Origin of the sequence: Streptomyces rimosus, assembly GCF_008704655.1 — a bacterium.
Taxonomy (GTDB): domain Bacteria; phylum Actinomycetota; class Actinomycetes; order Streptomycetales; family Streptomycetaceae; genus Streptomyces; species Streptomyces rimosus.
Window position 1 is genome coordinate 6,259,623 of sequence record NZ_CP023688.1, and the last position, 18,687, is coordinate 6,278,309.

The window sequence follows — 18,687 nt, forward strand, 5'->3', positions numbered from 1 at the left end:
TCTCCCCGCCCACGGGCGGCCGCCCGGGGCTAGTCTGGACGGGTGCCGGACGACGTGGGGGGCAAGCCGTTCCCGGACGGCGAGGAGCCCGACGAGCACAGCCATCCGAGCCACGGGGCAGCGGACGAGGAGTTCGCCTCCGTGGTCCTCGACGAGGACTTCGTGCGGTCCGCGCGCTTCCACGAACCCACCGCGGTGGAGCGGATGCTGGCCGCCGCCCGGGCCCGCGCCGAGGCCGACGCGGCCCGTTCCCGCCCGGGGTTCGCCGCCGACCCGGACGCCGCGGGCCCGGACGGCCGGCCGCGCGGCCTCGGCCGCCGCCGCGGCTCCGCCGACGCCCATGCGACCACCGACCCGGACGCGTACGGCCCCTATGGCCCGTACGGCCCGTACGGCGGCGCCCTGCGCCCGTACCGCTCCAGCGTCCGCTGGCACCGCCCGGTGGCCTGGGTGCTCGCCGTGATCATGGGAATCGGGCTGGTCGCGCTGGCCTTCTCCGCGGTCTACCGGGGCGCCTCCGGGGGGCGCACCCAGAATCCGGCACCACCGCCCGCGACCAGCGGCGTGGACGGCCCGCCGACCGCCCGCCCCAGCGTCCTGCCCTCGGCGTCCGCCTCGGCCGCCTCGGAGGCGCCGCCCGTACCGGCCACGCCGCGCGCCCGCTGACCGCGCCCGGCGCGCCGGGCGGTAGCGACCGCGCCCCGGCGCGCCGCAAGTGGGTGGCGCGACTCCGTAAGGGCCCGCCGAACTTGTCCCGTACCAGGGCGTTTACCGACGGCCCCGCAGACCTACTCTTGGGGTATGGCCGGTGCTGGTGACCCTCCCGAAGGGACCCCCGAGGGCGCCGCGGGAGGCGGAGAGGACGAATACCGATCCGTCGTCTTCGACGAATCGTTTGTACGGGCTGCACGCCTTCAGGAGTATTCCGCGAGGGAACGCATGGGGGACCACGCACGGGCCGTACGCACCCGGCACGCCTGGGCCCGGCTCGGCGGCGCCCGGCAGGCCGTCATCCTCGCCCTGCTGATCGTCCTCGCCTTCGGCACCGCGATCTACATGGGCATCCGGCATCCGTACCGGCCGCCCGAGCCGCTGGCGGCCGAGCCGCTGCGGTCCACGGTCGTGCCGCTGGCGCCGGCCGGCGCCGTACCGGGCGGCACGGCGGCGGACCTCTTCGCGCGGAGCCCGGCCGCGCAGTACCGCGTCGGCGCGGCGGGCGTGAACCTGCCCGCCGTCGGCCGCACCGAGCACTTCTCCGACGGCCAGGTCGTCTCCGCCCTGTCCATCGTCAAGGACTATCTCGTGCGCTCCTCGATCGACCCGGCCACCCTGACGGGCGGGTCCGTACGGCCGGTGGGGCTGCTGCTCAAGCCCAGCCAGCTCGACCAGTTCGACCGGAGCCTCGCGCACCCGGCCGACGACGGGCGGCACGCGGCCACCGGCTGGCTGACCCGCTTCGACCCGGGCCGGGTGGAGCTGGCCGATCCCAACGTACGGGTGAGCGGCACGCTTTCGGCCACCGAGGTCGGCGCGGACGCGCTGGAGGTCAGCGCCGACTTCACCTTCGCCTACGCGGTGCGCCCGGCCACCGCGAAGGGCGCGGCGGGCCAACGGTCGCCCGCCGCCTCGCTGTTCACCGTCCGCCGTGATCTGCGCTTCCGTATCGGGCGCGACGACCTGAACGACCACCGCCTGGAGGTGCTGCAGAGCAACCTCCAGGCGGGGCCGATGTCCTGCTCGGCCGGCGCGGCGAGCGAACTGCGCCCGCTGCTCGCCGGGCAGCGCGCCGCGGACACCGGGCCCGAGGGCACCGATCCGTACGCCCGCGGCCGGACGAACACGGGCCTGTGCGGGAAGCTGGCGGCCGGCGCCCAGCCGGGCCCGGCCTCCGCGGACCGTTAGTGCCCGGCCGGGCTCTCGCCTTCCCTGCCGTCAGCGTCCGCTCGGACCCTCCGGGCCGCCGGCGTCCGGGCCGTCCGTACCGCCGGTGCCACCGGTGCCGTTGGCGCCGCCCGAGCCGCCGGGCCGGGAGCCGCCGCGGAAGACCGTGTCCCGCAGCTTGCCGCCCAGGTCGCCGGCGCCGCCGGCTATGTCGCGCACCAGACCCATCAGCGGGTCCTTGCTCGTCCGCACCGATTCGGCGTAGTGCGCGGCGGACTCGCGGAAGGAGTCGGAGACCGAGGTGTCCTTGTCCTCCTCCTTGCGCGGGTAGTGGCCGTCCATGATGCGCTGGTAGTCGCGGCTGGCGGACCACTTCTTCAGCTCGGCGGCGCGCACGGTGGTGAAGGGGTGGCTGCGCGGCAGCATGTTCAGCACCTTCAGGACGGAGTCGCGCAGGTCGCCGCCGGCTTCGTACTCCTCGGCCTGCTGGAGGAACGCGTCCACGTTCATCTCGTGCAGGTGGTTGCCGCCGGCCAGCTTCATCAGACCGCGCATGGACGCCTGGAGGTCCTGCCCGACCAGCAGTCCCGCACGGTCCGCCGACAGCTCCGACTTGCGGAACCACTCGCGCAGCGCCGTCACGATCGCCATCACCGCGACGTTGCCCAGCGGAATCCAGGCGATCTTCAACGCGAGGTTGGTCAGGAACAGCAGGACGGTGCGGTAGACCGCGTGGCCGGACAGCGCGTGGCCGACCTCGTGGCCGATGACCGCGCGCATCTCCTCCTCGTCGAGCAGCTCGACCAGGCCGGTGGTCAGGACGATGATGGGCTCGTCCAGGCCGATGCACATGGCGTTCGGCGAGGGGTCCTGGTTCACGTACATCGGCGGGACCTTCTCCAGGTCCAGGATGTAACACGCGTCCCGCAGCATGTCGTTGAGATGCGCGAACTGCTGGTCGCTGACCCGCACCGAGTCCGACAGGAACATCAGCCGCAGGCTGCGCTCCGGCAACAGGCCGCTGAGCGTCTTGAAGACGGTGTCGAACCCGCTCAGCTTGCGCAGGGCCACGAGCGCGGAGCGGTCCGCCGGGTGCTCGTAGGCGCGGGACGAGATCCCGGGGAACCGCCTGCGGTCCCGGCTCGGTACGCGCTCGCTGCCGCCTGGGCTCTCCGTCATTGGGGCCTCCCCCTGTTCGACTGCGTGTGATTCAGACTAGAGGACGCCACTGACAGCGGTTTGGATGCCCAGGCGTACGCTGGCGAGCGCACCAGGGGCGCGCAGATGCCCACATGCCCGTACAAAGGGAGCGCTTGACTCATGCCGAACACGAGCGTGCTGCTCGCCGCCGCGGCGGAGACCTCGAAGAACGACGGGCCGGGCTGGGTCCTGCGCACCGTCCTGATCGTCGGCATCCTCGGCGCGGTGTTCCTCGCGTGGGTCCTGCTGCGCAACTACGGGAAGGACGACAGGGACGGCGACGGCGACGACCGCCGCTGACCGTCCCGTCCCGCCGTCCGCCCGTTCACCCGCCGGGGCGGGCACCGCACACCCGCGCGCACGGGCGTGCGAGCGCCCTCCCGGCGGAGTCGGCGTGAGCCGCGGGCGGGCTCACGCATACGATGTGGCGGAAGTCTCTGTCCGAACCCATCCTGGATTGGCCTAGCCGACGATGAGCCTGCACACCACCGCACAGCACCTGGTCACCCTCGCCGAAGGCGGTCAGGAGGGGGGCGGCCACGAGAGCCTCAGCCCGTTCGTCACGGGTGGCGGCGCCCTGATTGCCCTGCTTCTCCTGCTGTGGATCACCACCCGCTTCAACCGGGACCGCTGAGGGCGGCACCCGGCACCGCGCAGCGCCCAGTAGGGTCTGCACGCATGGGAGAGCAGACAGGGCCCGTGAAGCGGCGGCTCGGAGTGATGGGCGGAACGTTCGACCCGATCCATCACGGACACCTGGTCGCCGCCAGCGAGGTGGCCAGCCAGTTCCACCTCGACGAGGTCATCTTCGTGCCGACGGGGCAGCCGTGGCAGAAGAGCCACAAGACGGTGTCCCCGGCCGAGGACCGGTATCTGATGACGGTCATCGCGACCGCGTCCAACCCGCAGTTCTCCGTCAGCCGCATCGACATCGACCGCGGCGGCAAGACCTACACCATCGACACGCTGCGCGAGCTGCACCAGCAGCACCGTGACGCGGACCTCTTCTTCATCACCGGCGCCGACGCGCTCGGCCAGATCCTGACCTGGCACGACGCGCCGGAGCTGTTCTCGCTCGCCCACTTCATCGGGGTGACCAGGCCCGGGCACATACTCGCCGACCCAGGGCTCCCCGAAGGGGCGGTGTCCCTGGTCGAGGTGCCGGCCCTGGCCATCTCCTCGACCGACTGCCGGGCGCGCGTCGCCCAGGGGGATCCGGTCTGGTACCTGGTTCCGGACGGCGTCGTGCGCTACATCGACAAGCGCGACCTGTACCGCGAGGACCCGGCCGGCCACGACGGCCGTTGACATCCGCTGACGACGGCCGCCGACGACGACCGCCGACGGGGCTCACGGAAAGGGGCACCGGTGAACGACCGACAGGACCCGTACGTGCCGCAGGACCCGTATGCCCACCAGGAGCAGCAGGGACAGCAAGCGCAGCAGCAGGGCCGGCCGTACGCCTATGACGCCTACGGGCGGCCGGTCTACCAGGAGGCGCCGCAGCAGGTCGCGTACGACCAGTACGGGCAGCCGGTGGGCTACGACCCGTATGGCGGACAGGCTCCGTACGACCCTTATGGCCAGCAGCAGCACGGCGGGCAGCAGGGGCCGGAACAGCCCGGCGCGGGGCACCAGGGATACGGCTACGACCCGTACGGCCACCAGCAGGCGCCCCAGGAGCAGTACGGCCAGCAGTACGACCCGTACGGCAACCCCCAGCAGGCTCAGCAGCAACAGCAGCAGCAGGGGTGGATTCCGCAGCAGTCGGCGCAGCCGTCGTACGAGCAGGTCTCCTACCAGGAGCCGGAGCAGCAGCAGTACGGACAGCCCGCCCAGCAGCCTGCTCAGCAGCCCGTCCAGTCGCACGCCCAGCCGCCCGCCCAGGAGACCGGTGACCGGGCGCCGCGCGGCCGGACGGCGGACACCGCGGACCGGGCGGCGTCCCCGGGCCCCGACGGCGCCCCGGACTACCGCACCGAGCAGTTCTCGTTCATAGAGGAGCCGGCCGAGGACTCGGAAGACGTCATCGACTGGCTCAAGTTCACCGAGAGCCGCACCGAGCGGCGCGAGGAGGCCAAGCGGCGCGGGCGCAGCCGCAAGGTCATGCTGATAGTGCTGCTGGTCCTGCTGCTCGTCGGCGGCGTCGGCTACCTGTGGTGGGCGGGCAAACTGCCCGGCCTCTCGGGTGCCGGGGCGGGCAAGGAAGGCGGGGCGGCCGGACAGAAGCGCGACGTGCTCGTCGTGCACCTGAAGGACCCGAAGGGCAACAGCAGCACCGCGCTCCTGGTGGACAACGAGGGCGCCCACAAGGGCACCACCGTCCTGCTGCCCAACAATCTCGCGGTCTCCACCGAGGACGGCGGGTCCACGACCCTGGCCAAGTCCGTCAAGGACCAGGGCATCGACACCACCAGGGAGGCCCTGAACACCCTCTTCGGCGCCGACATCAAGGCCAGCTGGCGGCTGGACACCCCGTACCTGGAGAACCTGGTCGAGACGACCGGCGGCATCACGGTGGACACCGACGCCACCGTGCCCGGCGCCAAGAAGGGCGACAACCCGCTGGTCAAGCAGGGCAAGGCGCAGGAGCTGAACGGCCAGGCGGCCGTCGCGTACGCCACCTACCAGGCGCCCGGCGAGCCGCAGACCAAGCAGCTGGAGCGCTTCGGACAGGTGATGCAGGCCACTCTGAAGAAGGTCTCCAGCGACGCGGACGGCGCGACGGCCACCGTGAAGTCGCTCCTGCAGATCCTGGACCCGCCGCTCACCGAGGCGGAGCTGGGCAGCTCGCTGGCCCAGCGGGCCGAGCTGGCGAAGTCCGGCGCCTACGGGACCACCCTGCTGCCGGTGCAGCCGGACGGCACGCTCAGCAAGCAGGCGGCGGACGGCGTGGTCAAGGAGGTGCTCGGTGGCACCCTCAAGAAGGCCGACCCCACCGCCACCGCACGGATCAGCGTCCAGAACGCCACCGGCAAGAAGGAAGCGACCGACAAGGCGCGGATCGCCCTGGTCAACGGCGGCTACTCGTTCGTCGACGGCGGTACGGCGGCGGCGAAGCCCGCCTCCGAGGTGACGTACGCGGACGCCGCCCAGAAGACGAAGGCCGAGGAGGCCGCCAAGACGCTGGGCCTGCCGGCCGGCGCGGTCAAGCAGGGCAAGGCCGCCCCGAACGCGGACGTGATGATCGTCCTGGGGCAGGACTACAAGGGCTGAGGGGCCGGGCGGGGCGCGGCACGGGCCGACGGGCCCGGCCGCCCCGGCCCGGCCGGGCCCCGTACGAGGGCGGTGCCCCGGCACCGGGCCCCCGCCCGTAAAGTCCGGCGGGAGTGTCGGCGGTCCGTGAGACCCTTGGTGGGTACCTGACCACCGATCCCGAAAGCTGGATTGTGACCGCCACCGACCGCTCCATCGAGCTCATCCAGGCCGCCGCACAGGCGGCCGCCGACAAGCTCGCGCACGACATCATCGCGTACGACGTCAGCGACGTGCTCTCCATCACCGACGCGTTCCTGCTGGCCTCGGCCCCCAACGACCGCCAGGTCAAGTCGATCGTCGACGAGATCGAGGAGCGGCTGAACAAGGACCTGGGCGCCAAGCCGGTGCGCCGCGAGGGCGACCGCGAGGCCCGCTGGGTGCTGCTCGACTACGTGGACATCGTCATCCACGTCCAGCACAGCGAAGAGCGCGTCTTCTACGCCCTTGAGCGGCTCTGGAAGGACTGCCCCGAGCTCGACCTGCCCGAGGAGGCCAAGGCCACCCGCGGCAAGGCCGCCGCGCACGCCGAGGCCACCGCGGCCGAGCAGGACGGAGAGCTGAGCTGAACGGCACCAAGGGCGGCCGGGGCCGCCGCATAGTCCTGTGGCGCCACGGCCAGACGGCGTGGAACCTGGAGCGCCGCTTCCAGGGCACCACCGACATCGAGCTGACCGAGGAGGGCCTGGCGCAGGCGCGCCGCGCCGCCCGGCTGCTCGCGGCCCTCGAACCGGACGCGATCATCGCCTCCGACCTGCGCCGCGCCGCCGCCACGGCCGGTGAGCTGGCGGCCGTCACCGGCCTGGAGGTCGCGTACGACGAAGCGCTGCGCGAGACGTACGCGGGCGCCTGGCAGGGCCTGACCCACGAGGAGATCGTGGAGCTGTACGGCGAGCAGTACGCGGCGTGGAAGCGCGGCGAGCCCGTACGGCGCGGCGGCGGCGAGCTGGAGACCGAGGTGGCCGACCGCGCGGCCCCCGTCGTGGAGCGCAACGCGGACAAGCTGCCGGACGGCGGCACCCTGGTCGTGGTCAGCCACGGCGGCACGATCCGTACGACCATCGGACGGCTGCTGGGTCTGGAGTCCCGCCACTGGGAGGGACTGGGCGGCCTGTCGAACTGCTGCTGGTCCGTGCTCGGCGAGGGCGCGCGCGGCTGGCGCCTGCTGGAGCACAACGCCGGCACGCTGCCGGAGCCGGTGCTCGGCGACGACACCTGAGCGGGCCTGCCGCGGGCCGCGGCGAGGCCCCGCGGACCGCCCCGCCGGCGGCCCGGAGGGACCGGATTTCACATCTGGGCAGGTCGCAGGCTAAAGTTCTTCTTGTTCGCGGCGCCGCCGGGGAAAACCCCGGAGGAGCGGAACAAGACCCGGGGCTATAGCTCAGTTGGTAGAGCGCCTGCATGGCATGCAGGAGGTCAGGAGTTCAATTCTCCTTAGCTCCACACCTCGGATGATCCCGTCTCCCGCTCAGGGAGGCGGGATCATTGCGTATCCGACGCCCGGCAGCGGCGGTGTGCTGATCGAAGCCGCCACGGCAGCGGGACTGACCCGGTCGGCGGTCCGTGGCAGAATTCGGACGGCGCCGGCAGGGGAGGAGAGGACGCGATGCCCACGAGCATCATGGAGGAGGTCGAGGACCCGTACGCCGCGCCCGCGGCCCGGGGATCCGGCCCGCTGCCGGAGGCCGCGCCCCGCCCCAGCCATTGCGCCCGGCCCGCCGGTGCCGTGTGCGGCACGGCCGGCGCCGTCCTCCAGTGCCCCTCCTGCGGCTCGCCCCACGTGGCCCAGGTGCTGGGCGACAACGGCGGCATCTCGTTCGTGTGTACGGCCTGCGGCCACAGCTGGAGCTGACGGATGGGCGCTCACAGCAGGAAATGCGACTGGTGCGGCAGCGGAACGCCGATCGTGCGGGACATGGAGCCGGTCAACGCCGACTACCAGTACTGGTGCGAGGAGTGCGCGCGGGCGCTCGTCATAAAGGGCGACCCCATCGAGACGTACCGCGAACTCGACGGGGAGCCGATCTACGGGCGGCTGCTGGACGAGCACTGCACGCTGAAGCGTTTCTATTCGTTCGCCACGGCTTAGGTACGGGGCGGGGACGGATCCCGGCGGGACGGTCCGTAGGCGGCCGGGCGCGGCCCGGTGGTGCGGCAGGCGCGCGAAATCTTCCGCCGATTTCTCCGGGAGGGCGGAACTCCACCGGAACGCGGGTGCGTTGACGGGGCGAAAGCTGCCGCCGGAGACGGCCGGCGGCACGGGGGAAGCACTACGGGGGTCGCGTCATGAGCGACATGACCATCAATCCTGTCCGGCAGGCACCGGCGCATCCGCCCCGCGACGCGCACAAGCGGGCGGCCATGGCCGGACTGACACCCTTCATCGACGCGCTGCGCGTCCCGCCCGTCCTGCGGCCGGGCCGCAAGGAGGCGCTGCGCGGCATCGACATCGACCAGACCACCACCTGGGTGCGGCTGCACTCCGAGCTGCCGCCGACGAAGGTGTGGGCGTACGGCGGCCACTATCCGGGCCCGACGATCGAGGTGCGCCGCGGCCGGCGGCTGCGCGTCAACTGGAACAACCGCCTCACCGGCGCCCATCCGGTGACGGCCTTCGAGGCGAAGCAGGCCGTCGGCGCACCGCCGCCGACCGACGAGCCGGGCCGCCGCGGGGACGGCACGCTACTGGACGGCGTCGCCGCCCTCCCGCCCTGGACGGTCACGCATGTGCACGGCGCGGTGACCGGCGGCGGCAACGACGGCTGGTCGGAGAATGCCGTCCTGCCCGGCGACACCCAGCGCGCGGAGTATCCCAACGACCACCGTGCGACGGCCTGGTGGTACCACGACCACGCCATGGACATCACGCGCTGGAACGTCTTCGCGGGCCTGACGGGCATGTACCTGATCCGGGACGACGAGGAGGACATGCTCCATCTGCCCTCCGGGCGGCGGGAGATACCGCTCGTCATCCAGGACCGCAACCTCGACACGGACGCCGAGGGCTGCCTGACGGGCCGTCTGCTCCACAAGACCCTGATCGGGCGACTGGGCAAGGAGGGCAAGAACGTCACCCAGCCCTTCGTCGGCCCGTACACCCTCGTCAACGGCGTCATCTGGCCGTACGCCGACGTCGAGGCGTGCTGGTACCGCTTCCGGGTGCTGAACGCGGCGAACAGCCGCACCTTCCGGCTCCGGCTGGTGGACGACGCGACCGGTGTGCCGGTGACGGGCGCGGTGTGGCAGATCGGCTCGGACGGAGGGCTGCTGCCGCGCCCGGTCCCTGGGGACGAGGAACTGTCCGTGGCGCCCGCCGAGCGGATGGACGTGCTGGTCGACTTCGCCCGGCTGCGCGGCCGTACGCTCCGGCTCGTCAACGCGGACCCCAGGGTGGCGTGTCCGGACGTGATGCAGTTCCGGGTGGGCGCGGCGCGGGTGCCCGACCCGTTCGTGCTGCCGCAGGTGATCTCCCCGTCGTTCGAGCGGCTCACCCACGGCTCGGTGCCCGCCCACGAGCACCGGCTCATCGCCCTCACCCCGCCCGGCGCGGTCGGCAACTACCACCCCGAGATGTGGGAGATGCGGGAGGTTCCCGAGGCGGAGGTGCGGATTCCCTCCGAGGGCGTCATCCAGATCCGCGGCGCGAACGGCACGGTGCGCACCTACCGCCGTACGGCCCGGATGTTCGACGACGCGCTCGGCCACCTGATCCGGCACGGCGACTGGGAGCAGTGGAGCTTTTTGAACCTGGGCGGCATCAGCCACCCGATGCACCTCCACCTGGTCGACTTCCAGGTGCTGGCCCGGCACCGCTACCCGGCCGACCCGAACACCCCGTACGACCGCGATCTCGGCGGCACCCGCGCCCCGCTCGACCACGGCGGTCCGGAGCCGGTTTCCCCCGGCGACCAGGGCTGGAAGGACGTCATACAGGTCCCGCCGGGCGAGATGGTCGAGGTGATCGGCCGCTTCCAGGGCGCCACGGGCCGGTTCATGTACCACTGCCACATCCTGGAGCACGAGGACACGGGGATGATGCGCCCGTTCGTCGTCATGCCGCGCGAGGTGCTGAAGTTCCATCACCATGCGCCGGGCGGGCACGGCCACGACGGCCACTGAGAGGGGCCGGGAACCTACGGGGTTGTACGGTCCCGCCGCAGCAGCACGGCGGTCAGGGCCAGGAAGGCCAGTCCGGCGATCGGGTAGATGCCGGACAGCAGCATCTGGCCGCCGTTCTGGTGGAGTTCCTCGTGGTGGTGGTAGCGGTGCGGCACGAACCAGAGGGCGTACGAGCAGAAGAGGAGCCCCATCGCGAGCGTCCCCGCCCACCACCGCTTGCCGCTGCGGCTGCCGAAGCTGCCGCGGGCCATCGCCTCCGAGCCGAGCAGGATCAGCATCGGCACGCCCCACACCCAGTGGTGCGACCAGGAGATCGGGCTGACCAGCAGGGCGGTCACCGCGCAGGCGACGGCCGCCCAGGCCCGGCGGCCGCGCAGCAGCGCGCCGGCCGCGAGGGCCAGCCCGAGGACGGCGACGATCGCCGCTGCCGCAAGCCACCACAGACCCGGATCGTGGGTGTGCAGCAGCCGGGCCAGCGCGCCGCGCAGCGACTGGTTGGCGGTGATCTCGACCTCGCCGACCCGGTCGGCGGCGAAGATGATCTCCGTCCAGAAGCGCCGGGAGTCGTGCGGCAGCACGAGAGCGGACAGCAGGGCGGTGCCCAGGAAGGTGAGGCAGGCCACGGCGGCCTGCCGCAGCCAGGGGTTCCACGCGCCCCGCGGACCCGAGCCTGCGCGCAGGCGCTGCCAGCCCCGTACGAGACCGGCCAGCGCGAGGAAGACCGCGAACAGGGCCGGGGTGAGCTTGATGCCCGCCGCCAGGCCGATGCCGACACCGGCCCACCGGTTGGTGTCCTTGCGGGTCAGGTCCCACAGGACCAGCACGGCGAGCAGCAGGTTGATCTGCCCGTAGCGCAGCGTCGTCCACACCGGCTCGCACCAGACCAGCACCGCGGCCACGGCGAGCGCCGCGGCGAGCGGGGGTATGCGCCGGGGGCGGCCGGCGAGCCGGAGGCCGAGGTGCACGACCGCCACCAGCAGCAGGAGGTTGCCAAGGGTGGCGAGGGTGCGCATCTCCGGCACGCCGACCAGCGTCAGCGGCGTGAACAGCAGCGCCGCGAAGGGCGGGTAGGTGTTGGGCAGGTTCGCGGAGGTCGCGACCATGTCGTAGAGGTCCTCGCCGTTGCGGGCGGTCCAGCCCTCGGCGCGGTAGACCATCAGATCGATCATCGTCACGTGCGCCAGCCGCTGCACGATCCAGAAGGCGGCGAAGGAGACCGCACAGCCCACCGCCGCCATCAGCAGCGGACGGCGGCGGACGAAGTCCCTCAGCGGGGTACGGCCGCCGGGTGCGGCGGACCGTTCCAGCTCCAGCGCGGACACGGCGTACAGCTCCCCAGGACGAATCGGGCACGGCCCGCCGACAGTACATCGAGCCGCCCCGAGGGGGCCGCGGGCAATCGATTTGGCAGAAGGCGGGGAGGTCCGTGTAATGTAGGCGATGCCGCAGCGGGGAGCCGGAAGGAAACCGCGGCGGACCAAGTAAGGGGCTATAGCTCAGTTGGTAGAGCGCCTGCATGGCATGCAGGAGGTCAGGAGTTCAATTCTCCTTAGCTCCACAGCAGGACGACAGTGAGTCAGCTCACGGAGTCCACGATATCCCGCCCGGTCGATGCGACCGGGCGGGATCTTTCGTTTGCCGGTGCTTCCGCGGTCCGCGGGGTCAGTGGCCGTCCGGGGTCGGCCGGTGATGGACGTACTCCACCACCGTGCCGTCCGGGTGCCGGGCGTTGAACGCGGCCCCGGTCGGTACCTCCTGGAGCGGGAAGATGATCTCCGCCCCTTCGGCGACGAGCTTCTCGTGGTACGGGCGCACGTCGTCCACCAGCAGCGTGCCGACGGTGGAGCGGAAGGGGCGCAGGTCCTCCTCGCCGCCCTCGATGAGCAGGAAGGCGCCGACCGTCGCCAGCCGGAGGTTCTCGGCGGGGAAGGAGAACCGGGCGTCCGCCTCGCGGTCCTGCAGACGCTCGTAGAACGCGATGCTCGCGTCCAGCCCGCCCGGCTCCACGAATACACGGATGAGGACACGCGGTTCGGCGAGACCGGAGGAGTCGGTGCGCTTGCGCCGCACGGTGGCGGGGGCGTGGTGTCCGTCCATGTGATCAGCTTGGCATGGGCATGCGCCGGACGAGGGGCGTTTCCGGAACGTCCCGGCCCGCCGCAGGACGGCCCGGTGACGCCCGGCCGCTCAGGGCTTCTCCAGGCGCAGGGCGAGGGCGGGGCAGCGGCGGACGGCGCGCTGGGCGTGGGGGTGGAGGCGGGGCGGGAGGGCGGCGTCTGCGATCAGGGGGTAGCCGTCCGGGTCCAGGCGTACGGTCTCGGGGAGCAGCCGCGCGCACAGGCCGTGGCCCTCGCACAGCGTCCAGTCCACGGCCAGCCGGCTCCCGGCGGCAGCCGGGTCCGCGGCCCCGGCGCCCGTACCGTCGGCCGCGCCCGCCGGTTCCGGTGCTGGAAGAGGGAGTACGCCGGTGGTCTCCCGGCCGCATCCGCCGCCCAGTACGTGCGCGGCGAGATCGTCGGGGAAGGCGGCCAGTGCGGAGAGTACGAATCGGGCGGCGCCGTCCGGGTGTTTGCACGCGCCACGCCCGTGCACGGCCTGCGCGGCGCGCCGTACGGCTTCCAGTGCCTCCTGGCCGCCGCCCGCGAGGACGTCCGCCAGCGCTTCGGCCATCGACGGCAGGCCCAGGCGGCAGGGCCCGCACTGGCCCGATGACTCCGCCGCCAGCCAGCGCGCTACGTGCAGGGCTTCACCCAGCGGGCAGGTGTCGGCGGGTACCGGCAGCACCGCCCCCGCGCCAAGCGCGCCGCCGCCGGCTGCGAGCGCTTCGCGGGTGACGACCGTGCCGTACGCGGTCGCGGCGTCCAGCCAGGCGCCGTGGTAGCCGCCCACCAGGACGCCGCCGGGGGACGGATCGGCGGCGCACGCCTGGAGGACGTACGGGAGCGGCACCCCGCTCGGCGCCTCGACGACGGCGGGGGAGGGCACCGCGCCGGACACGGTCAGGAGCAGGGTGCCGGGTTCGCGGGGCGCGCCGGTCGCGGCGTACCGGTGCGCGCCCAGCCGGGCCGCGACGGCGAGTTGGGCGAACGTCTCCGCGTTGGAGAAGAGCGTCGGCACACCGCCGAGTCCCGACTCCGCGGCCCGCACGCGCCGCCCCGGCGGCAGCGCCGGTCCGCCCTCCGCCGCCCGGATCAGCGCGGACGCCTCGCCGGAGACCAGCCGTTCCGGTACCCGCGCGAGCCGGGCGCGCGGCGACCGCCCGCGCCGGCGGTCGCGCAGCCCGCGCTCGGCCAGCGCGTCCCGTACCGACCGCTCGGCCGTGTCCTTGGTCACACCCACCACCAGCGTGCGGGCGCCGAGCGCGTCGGCGGCGAGCAGCGCGCCGTCCAGGACCAGGTGGGGCGCGCGGCACAGCAGGACGGTGTCCTTGCGGCAGGCCGGCTCGCCCTCGCAGCCGTTGACGACGACCGCGGGCCGCACGCCGGTGCGCCGCGCGTGGTGGGCGACCGCCGTCAGCTTCCGTACGAGCGGGAAGCCCGCGCCGCCGCGGCCGCGCAGCGCGATGGCGTCGGCCAGCTCGGCCAGCCGGTCGGCGGTCAGGGACGGCGGCGAGCCGTGGACGAGCAGGTGCGCGCGGCGGTCCAGCCGTTCGGCCTGGTCGAGGCCCGCGGTCAGCCGGGGCGGGCCGAGGGCGAAGACGGGCGGGACGTCGGGCAGCGGGCCGCTCATGGGCGGATCCGGCCGTGCGAGGCGGGACGGGGGAACGGGGTGGGCTCGGGGTGGAAGGCGTGCTGTCCGTAGAGGGAGGGCGCGGTGGGCGGGTACGGCGGTGGCGCGCCTTCCTGGGGTGGCGGGGGCGTCTGAGGCTCCGGAGGTGGAGCGGCACTGCGGGCGCGCAGGCGGACCCGTAGGACGTGGGGGAGGAAGGCACGTGCCAGGAGGGCGGCGGCGACGGCCGCCAGGCACAGTGCGTATCCGGCGGTGACCCAGCCCGAGGGGCTGCGGCCCGCCTTCAGGCCGTGCACGAGCGCCAGGCACCAGGCCGGGTACGCGCAGGCGTGCAGGGCGCGCCAGCGTTCCGAGGCGCGGCCGCGGCCGGCGAAGGCGCTGCGGAGCGCGCCGGTCGCGGCGGCCAGCACCATCAGATAGCCCGCCACGGCGCCGAAGCCGATCAGCGTGGCCGCTTCGGGCGCGGGCGTCCCGGTGAAGGGGAGCAGCGCGTTGCGTACGTGGATGTGCTCCTCGGCGACCTTGACCGCGATGTGCAGGACCAGGAAGCCGAGGGAGGCGGTGCCGAGGGCCCGGTGCACCCCCTGGGCCAGCAGCCTGCTGCGCGGCAGGAGGACTGTACGGCCTGCGGCGACCAGCCCCCAGACGACGGCGGACGTGAGGGATACGAGGGCCAGCACGCCGCCGGTGAAGTCGAGGAAGGCGCGTAGCGGGTCGGTCCCGGAGAGCAGCAGGAGGGTGAGAGCGGCGGCGGCTCCGGCGATGAGCGCCGGACGGCGGCGCGCGCGGGGACGGCGGGGGGCCTGGACCGTCAGCGCGCTGGGCGAGGCGGCGTGCGGGCCGTCCCGGGGCCCCGGGCGGTGAAGACCGGAGGGCGGCCGGATCGGGCCCTCCGTATGGAGGCGGGGCAGGGACAGACCGGGCCGGGGTAAGCCGGGGAGGCGCGGGCCGGGGACGGCGCGGCGCTTGCGGTGGGGGCGCATGCGGGAAAGGTAGGCGGGCCCCGGGCCGGGGTGGCGGGCTTTGCATAAGCGGGGTGGTGCGGGGCGGCGCGCTGCTACGGTCGGTCGTCGGGCTTGTTCGAAAGGCGCGGGGTGGGTTTGCGCTAAGGGGCCGGCGTCGGGTTTGCGCTAAGGGTTCGTGTCGGGTTCGCGCCCAGGGGCCGGTGTCGGGTCTGGGTGAATGGCGCGGAGCGGGTGTCCGCCAAGGATTCGGTGTCGGGTCCGGGGGAAAGGCGCGGGTGCCGGGTTCGCGTGCAGGGCCCGGGGGCTTTTTGCGCCCGTACGCGGCTGTTCCACGCTCCACAGCCCCTGTCGCGCCACTACGACCGCCCGATCGCGCCACCTGCCCGGCCACCCCGCCGTAAGCTCCCAGCGGGCCCGGCGCCCCCTGCGGTACCCTGGCGCCATGCGTGCGGTACACCTTCTGCTTAGCGGGCCGCGCTGATCAGTACCGACCGGTGAGCTTCCGGTCGGCATCGGCGCGGCGTCCCCTCCTGTGCGAGGGGCCTTTTTGTTTCCGCAGAAATTCGCACTTCTCGCAGTAGCCGCAGGCAGAGACGACCGATGGAGCTTTGAGGACGATGAGCGAGACGACTTCGGCTGCCGAGGTGGCAGCGCCGCACCGTTACACGGCAGCGCTGGCCGCCGACATCGAGGCGCGCTGGCAGGACTTCTGGGAGGCGGCGGGGACGTACGAGGCCCCGAACCCGAAGGGTGACCTGGCCGGCGACCCGGAGCTGGTGGCCAAGCCCAAGAAGTTCATCATGGACATGTTCCCGTACCCCTCGGGTGCGGGACTGCACGTGGGCCACCCGCTGGGCTTCATCGCCACCGACGTCTACGCCCGCCACCTGCGGATGACCGGCCACAACGTGCTGCACACGCTGGGCTTCGACGCCTTCGGGCTGCCCGCCGAGCAGTACGCCGTACAGACCGGCACCCACCCCCGGGTCTCCACCGAGGCCAACATCGTCAACATGCGGCGCCAGCTGCGCCGGCTGGGCCTGGGCCACGACCTGCGCAGGTCGGTCGAGACGATCGACCCGGCCTACTACAAGTGGACCCAGTGGATCTTCGTCCAGATCTTCAACTCCTGGTACGACACCGACGCGAAGAAGGCGCGCCCCATCGCCGACCTGGTGGCGCAGTTCGAGGCCGGTGAGCGCGCGACCCCGGACGGGCGCCCGTGGAGCGCGCTGAGCGCCGTCGAGCGCGCCGAGGTGCTGGGCGAGTACCGCCTGGCGTACGCCTCGGACGCGCCGGTCAACTGGTGCCCCGGCCTGGGCACCGTGCTGGCCAACGAGGAGGTCACCGCCGAGGGCCGGTCCGAGCGCGGCAACTTCCCGGTCTTCAAGGCCAAGCTGCGCCAGTGGAACATGCGCATCACCGCCTACGGGGACCGCCTGCTGGAGGACCTGGACGGGCTGGACTGGCCCGAGGCGATCAAGCTGCAGCAGCGCAACTGGATCGGCCGGTCCGAGGGCGCGCGCGTGGACTTCCCGGTCGGCGACGACAAGATCACCATCTTCACCACCCGCCAGGACACCCTGTTCGGCGCCACCTACATGGTGCTGGCACCCGAGCACGAGCTGGTCTCCGGCGAGCGTTCGATCGTCCCGGACGCCTGGCCCGAGGGCACCCACGAGGTGTGGACCGGCGGTTACGGGACCCCGGCCGAGGCGGTCGCCGCGTACCGCAAGCAGGCCGCGGCCAAGTCGGACGTCGAGCGGCAGGCCGAGGCCAAGGACAAGACCGGCGTCTTCACCGGCGCGTACGCGACCAACCCGGTCAGCGGCGAGCGCGTCCCGGTCTTCATCGCCGACTATGTGCTGATGGGCTACGGCACCGGCGCGATCATGGCGGTCCCGGCGCACGACAGCCGCGACTTCGCCTTCGCGCGCGCCTTCGAGCTGCCCATGCGCTGCGTGGTCGAGCCGTCGGACGGCCGCGGCCAGGACCCCGCCACCTGGGACGACGCCTTCGACTCGTACGAAGCGAAGATCGTCAACTCGTCCGGTGCGGACATCGCGGGCGCGGACATCTCGCTGGACGGCCTGACCGTCCCGGAAGCCAAGGTAAAGATCACCGAGTGGCTGTCGGCGAACGGCATCGGCGAGGGCACCGTCAACTTCCGGCTGCGCGACTGGCTGTTCAGCCGGCAGCGCTACTGGGGCGAGCCGTTCCCGATCGTCTACGACGAGGACGGCGTGGCGCACGCGCTGCCCGAGTCGATGCTGCCGCTGGAGCTGCCCGAGGTCGACGACTACTCGCCGCGCACCTTCGACCCGGACGACGCCGACACCCAGCCCGAGACCCCGCTGTCCCGCAACGAGGACTGGGTCAACGTCGAGCTGGACCTGGGCGACGGCCCCAAGAAGTACCGCCGCGAGACCAACACCATGCCCAACTGGGCGGGTTCCTGCTGGTACGAGATGCGCTACACCGACCCGCACAACGACACCGCGCTGGTCGACCCGGAGATCGAGCAGTACTGGATGGGCCCCCGTGAGGGGCAGCCGAGCGGTGGCGTCGACCTGTACGTCGGCGGCCAGGAGCACGCGGTGCTGCACCTGCTGTACGCCCGCTTCTGGTCCAAGGTGCTGCACGATCTGGGGCACATCGCCTCCTCGGAGCCCTTCCACAAGCTGTACAACCAGGGCATGATCCAGGCGTTCGTCTACCGGGACAGCCGCGGCATCGCCGTACCCGCCGCCGAGGTGGAGGAGCGCGACGGGGCGTACTACTACCAGGGCGAGAAGGTCAGCCGCGTCCTGGGCAAGATGGGCAAGTCCCTGAAGAACGCCGTCACGCCGGACGAGATCTGCGCGGAGTACGGCGCGGACACGCTGCGCCTGTACGAGATGGCGATGGGCCCGCTGGACGTCTCGCGGCCGTGGGACACCCGCGCCGTGGTCGGCCAGTACCGCCTGCTGCAGCGCCTGTGGCGCAACGTCGTGGACGAGGCGACCGGTGAGGTCACCGTCGTCGACGCCGAGCCGGACGAGGACACGCTGCGCGCGCTGCACAAGGCGATCGACGGCGTCAACCAGGACCTGGCCAACCTGCGCTTCAACACCGCCATCGCCAAGGTGACGGAGCTGAACAACCACCTGACGAAGACGGGCGGCCCGGTCGCGCGCACGGTGGCCGAGCGCCTGGTCCTGCTGATCGCGCCGCTGGCACCGCACATCGCCGAGGAGCTGTGGCGCAAGCTGGGCCACCAGGACTCCGTGGTCCACCAGGACTTCCCCGTCGCCGACCCGGCGTACGTGGTCGACGAGACCGTGACCTGCGTCGTCCAGATCAAGGGCAAGGTCAAGGCCCGCCTGGAGGTCGCGCCGTCGATCACGGAAGCGGACCTGGAGGCGGCGGCGCTGGCGGACCCGGCGGTCTTGGCGGCGCTGGGCGGCGCCGGCATCCGCAAGGTGATCGTGCGGGCGCCGAAGCTGGTGAACATCGTCCCTGTGTAAGGCGCTGTTCCGGGCGGCGGAACCGCTGCGGG

The 18,687-nt window shown here is 72.7% G+C and carries 17 protein-coding genes and 2 tRNA genes; 14 read left to right on the forward strand and 5 right to left on the reverse strand.

Translation table 11 applies throughout. From position 1 onward, the window contains the following. The first annotated feature begins 42 nt into the window (after nt 1-42). Both CP984_RS27060 and CP984_RS27065 read left to right on the forward strand, forming a co-directional pair. Entirely contained in the window at nt 43-666 is a 624-nt protein-coding gene (locus CP984_RS27060) for an SCO2584 family spore wall biosynthesis protein (protein WP_030179771.1), read from the forward strand. Between the two features lie 135 nt (nt 667-801). Then, a complete protein-coding gene (locus CP984_RS27065) occupies nt 802-1,902 on the forward strand; it encodes an SCO2583 family membrane protein (RefSeq protein WP_030179774.1) in 1,101 nt (366 codons plus the stop codon). A gap of 30 nt (nt 1,903-1,932) precedes the next feature. On the opposite strand, the gene CP984_RS27070 is transcribed toward CP984_RS27065, so the two are convergent. Next, a complete protein-coding gene (locus tag CP984_RS27070) occupies nt 1,933-3,060 on the reverse strand; it encodes a M48 family metallopeptidase (RefSeq protein ID WP_004571991.1) in 1,128 nt (375 codons plus the stop codon). Between the two features lie 141 nt (nt 3,061-3,201). Between CP984_RS27070 and CP984_RS27075 the strand changes: the two genes are divergently transcribed. From CP984_RS27075 to phsA, 10 genes are all read left to right on the forward strand, one after another. Continuing rightward, nucleotides 3,202-3,381, forward strand: coding sequence for a hypothetical protein (locus tag CP984_RS27075; RefSeq protein ID WP_004571990.1), 180 nt, complete (start codon nt 3,202-3,204; stop codon nt 3,379-3,381). Between the two features lie 172 nt (nt 3,382-3,553). Further along, on the forward strand, nt 3,554-3,715 hold the full coding sequence (locus tag CP984_RS41450) for a hypothetical protein (protein WP_004571988.1): 162 nt from the start codon (nt 3,554-3,556) through the stop codon (nt 3,713-3,715). Nucleotides 3,716-3,759: 44 nt separating this feature from the next. Further along, nucleotides 3,760-4,389 (forward strand): nicotinate-nucleotide adenylyltransferase, encoded by a 630-nt coding sequence (gene nadD / locus CP984_RS27080; protein WP_043978447.1) that lies wholly within the window; start codon nt 3,760-3,762, stop codon nt 4,387-4,389. A gap of 60 nt (nt 4,390-4,449) precedes the next feature. Beyond that, nucleotides 4,450-6,297, forward strand: a complete 1,848-nt coding sequence (locus tag CP984_RS27085) for an LCP family protein (RefSeq protein ID WP_004571986.1) — start codon at nt 4,450-4,452, stop codon at nt 6,295-6,297. A 173-nt stretch (nt 6,298-6,470) separates the two neighbouring features. Continuing rightward, nucleotides 6,471-6,905, forward strand: coding sequence for a ribosome silencing factor (gene rsfS, locus CP984_RS27090; RefSeq protein WP_004571985.1), 435 nt, complete (start codon nt 6,471-6,473; stop codon nt 6,903-6,905). After that, nucleotides 6,902-7,555: a histidine phosphatase family protein gene (locus tag CP984_RS27095; RefSeq protein WP_030179781.1), complete on the forward strand. Its 654-nt coding sequence runs from the start codon at nt 6,902-6,904 to the stop codon at nt 7,553-7,555. The genes rsfS and CP984_RS27095 overlap by 4 nt, the downstream gene beginning before the upstream one ends. Nucleotides 7,556-7,706: 151 nt before the next feature. Beyond that, nucleotides 7,707-7,779: transfer RNA gene (locus CP984_RS27100), tRNA-Ala, on the forward strand. A 163-nt stretch (nt 7,780-7,942) separates the two neighbouring features. Further along, nucleotides 7,943-8,188, forward strand: coding sequence for a hypothetical protein (locus CP984_RS27105; protein ID WP_004571983.1), 246 nt, complete (start codon nt 7,943-7,945; stop codon nt 8,186-8,188). Between the two features lie 3 nt (nt 8,189-8,191). Further along, nucleotides 8,192-8,425, forward strand: coding sequence for a hypothetical protein (locus CP984_RS27110; protein ID WP_004571982.1), 234 nt, complete (start codon nt 8,192-8,194; stop codon nt 8,423-8,425). Nucleotides 8,426-8,622: 197 nt separating this feature from the next. After that, on the forward strand, nt 8,623-10,455 hold the full coding sequence (gene phsA / locus CP984_RS27115) for an O-aminophenol oxidase PhsA (RefSeq protein ID WP_004571981.1): 1,833 nt from the start codon (nt 8,623-8,625) through the stop codon (nt 10,453-10,455). 14 nt (nt 10,456-10,469) lie between these two features. On the opposite strand, the gene CP984_RS27120 is transcribed toward phsA, so the two are convergent. Then, a complete protein-coding gene (locus CP984_RS27120; protein WP_004571980.1) occupies nt 10,470-11,777 on the reverse strand; it encodes a glycosyltransferase 87 family protein in 1,308 nt (435 codons plus the stop codon). A gap of 163 nt (nt 11,778-11,940) precedes the next feature. Between CP984_RS27120 and CP984_RS27125 the strand changes: the two genes are divergently transcribed. After that, a tRNA-Ala gene (locus tag CP984_RS27125) sits at nt 11,941-12,013 on the forward strand. Nucleotides 12,014-12,117: 104 nt separating this feature from the next. On the opposite strand, the gene CP984_RS27130 is transcribed toward CP984_RS27125, so the two are convergent. From CP984_RS27130 to CP984_RS27140, 3 genes are all read right to left on the reverse strand, one after another. Further along, on the reverse strand, nt 12,118-12,552 hold the full coding sequence (locus CP984_RS27130; RefSeq protein WP_003986233.1) for a VOC family protein: 435 nt from the start codon (nt 12,550-12,552) through the stop codon (nt 12,118-12,120). 90 nt (nt 12,553-12,642) lie between these two features. After that, complete coding sequence (locus tag CP984_RS27135) at nt 12,643-14,184, reverse strand: NADH-quinone oxidoreductase subunit NuoF family protein (protein WP_032922857.1); 1,542 nt, start codon at nt 14,182-14,184, stop codon at nt 12,643-12,645. Beyond that, nucleotides 14,181-15,167 carry a hypothetical protein gene (locus CP984_RS27140; protein ID WP_003985032.1) on the reverse strand — a complete coding sequence of 329 codons (987 nt, stop codon included), beginning with the start codon at nt 15,165-15,167 and terminating at the stop codon, nt 14,181-14,183. The genes CP984_RS27135 and CP984_RS27140 overlap by 4 nt, the downstream gene beginning before the upstream one ends. Before the next feature lie 599 nt (nt 15,168-15,766). Here CP984_RS27140 and leuS point away from each other — a divergent pair. After that, nucleotides 15,767-18,655: a leucine--tRNA ligase gene (gene leuS, locus CP984_RS27145; protein WP_003985031.1), complete on the forward strand. Its 2,889-nt coding sequence runs from the start codon at nt 15,767-15,769 to the stop codon at nt 18,653-18,655. Nucleotides 18,656-18,687: the final 32 nt, after the last annotated feature.

Excerpts from the sequence above, each read along its gene's own strand:
- CP984_RS41450 (WP_004571988.1), top strand. The coding sequence starts at position 3,554 with ATGAGCCTGCACACCACCGCACAGCACCTGGTCACCCTCGCCGAAGGC.
- CP984_RS27140 (WP_003985032.1), bottom strand. The coding sequence starts at position 15,167 with ATGCGCCCCCACCGCAAGCGCCGCGCCGTCCCCGGCCCGCGCCTCCCC.
- CP984_RS27065 (WP_030179774.1), top strand. The coding sequence starts at position 802 with ATGGCCGGTGCTGGTGACCCTCCCGAAGGGACCCCCGAGGGCGCCGCG.
- CP984_RS27130 (WP_003986233.1), bottom strand. The coding sequence starts at position 12,552 with ATGGACGGACACCACGCCCCCGCCACCGTGCGGCGCAAGCGCACCGAC.
- CP984_RS27105 (WP_004571983.1), top strand. The coding sequence starts at position 7,943 with ATGCCCACGAGCATCATGGAGGAGGTCGAGGACCCGTACGCCGCGCCC.
- CP984_RS27075 (WP_004571990.1), top strand. The coding sequence starts at position 3,202 with ATGCCGAACACGAGCGTGCTGCTCGCCGCCGCGGCGGAGACCTCGAAG.
- phsA (WP_004571981.1), top strand. The coding sequence starts at position 8,623 with ATGAGCGACATGACCATCAATCCTGTCCGGCAGGCACCGGCGCATCCG.
- nadD (WP_043978447.1), top strand. The coding sequence starts at position 3,760 with ATGGGAGAGCAGACAGGGCCCGTGAAGCGGCGGCTCGGAGTGATGGGC.
- leuS (WP_003985031.1), top strand. The coding sequence starts at position 15,767 with ATGAGCGAGACGACTTCGGCTGCCGAGGTGGCAGCGCCGCACCGTTAC.
- CP984_RS27110 (WP_004571982.1), top strand. The coding sequence starts at position 8,192 with ATGGGCGCTCACAGCAGGAAATGCGACTGGTGCGGCAGCGGAACGCCG.
- CP984_RS27135 (WP_032922857.1), bottom strand. The coding sequence starts at position 14,184 with ATGAGCGGCCCGCTGCCCGACGTCCCGCCCGTCTTCGCCCTCGGCCCG.
- CP984_RS27070 (WP_004571991.1), bottom strand. The coding sequence starts at position 3,060 with ATGACGGAGAGCCCAGGCGGCAGCGAGCGCGTACCGAGCCGGGACCGC.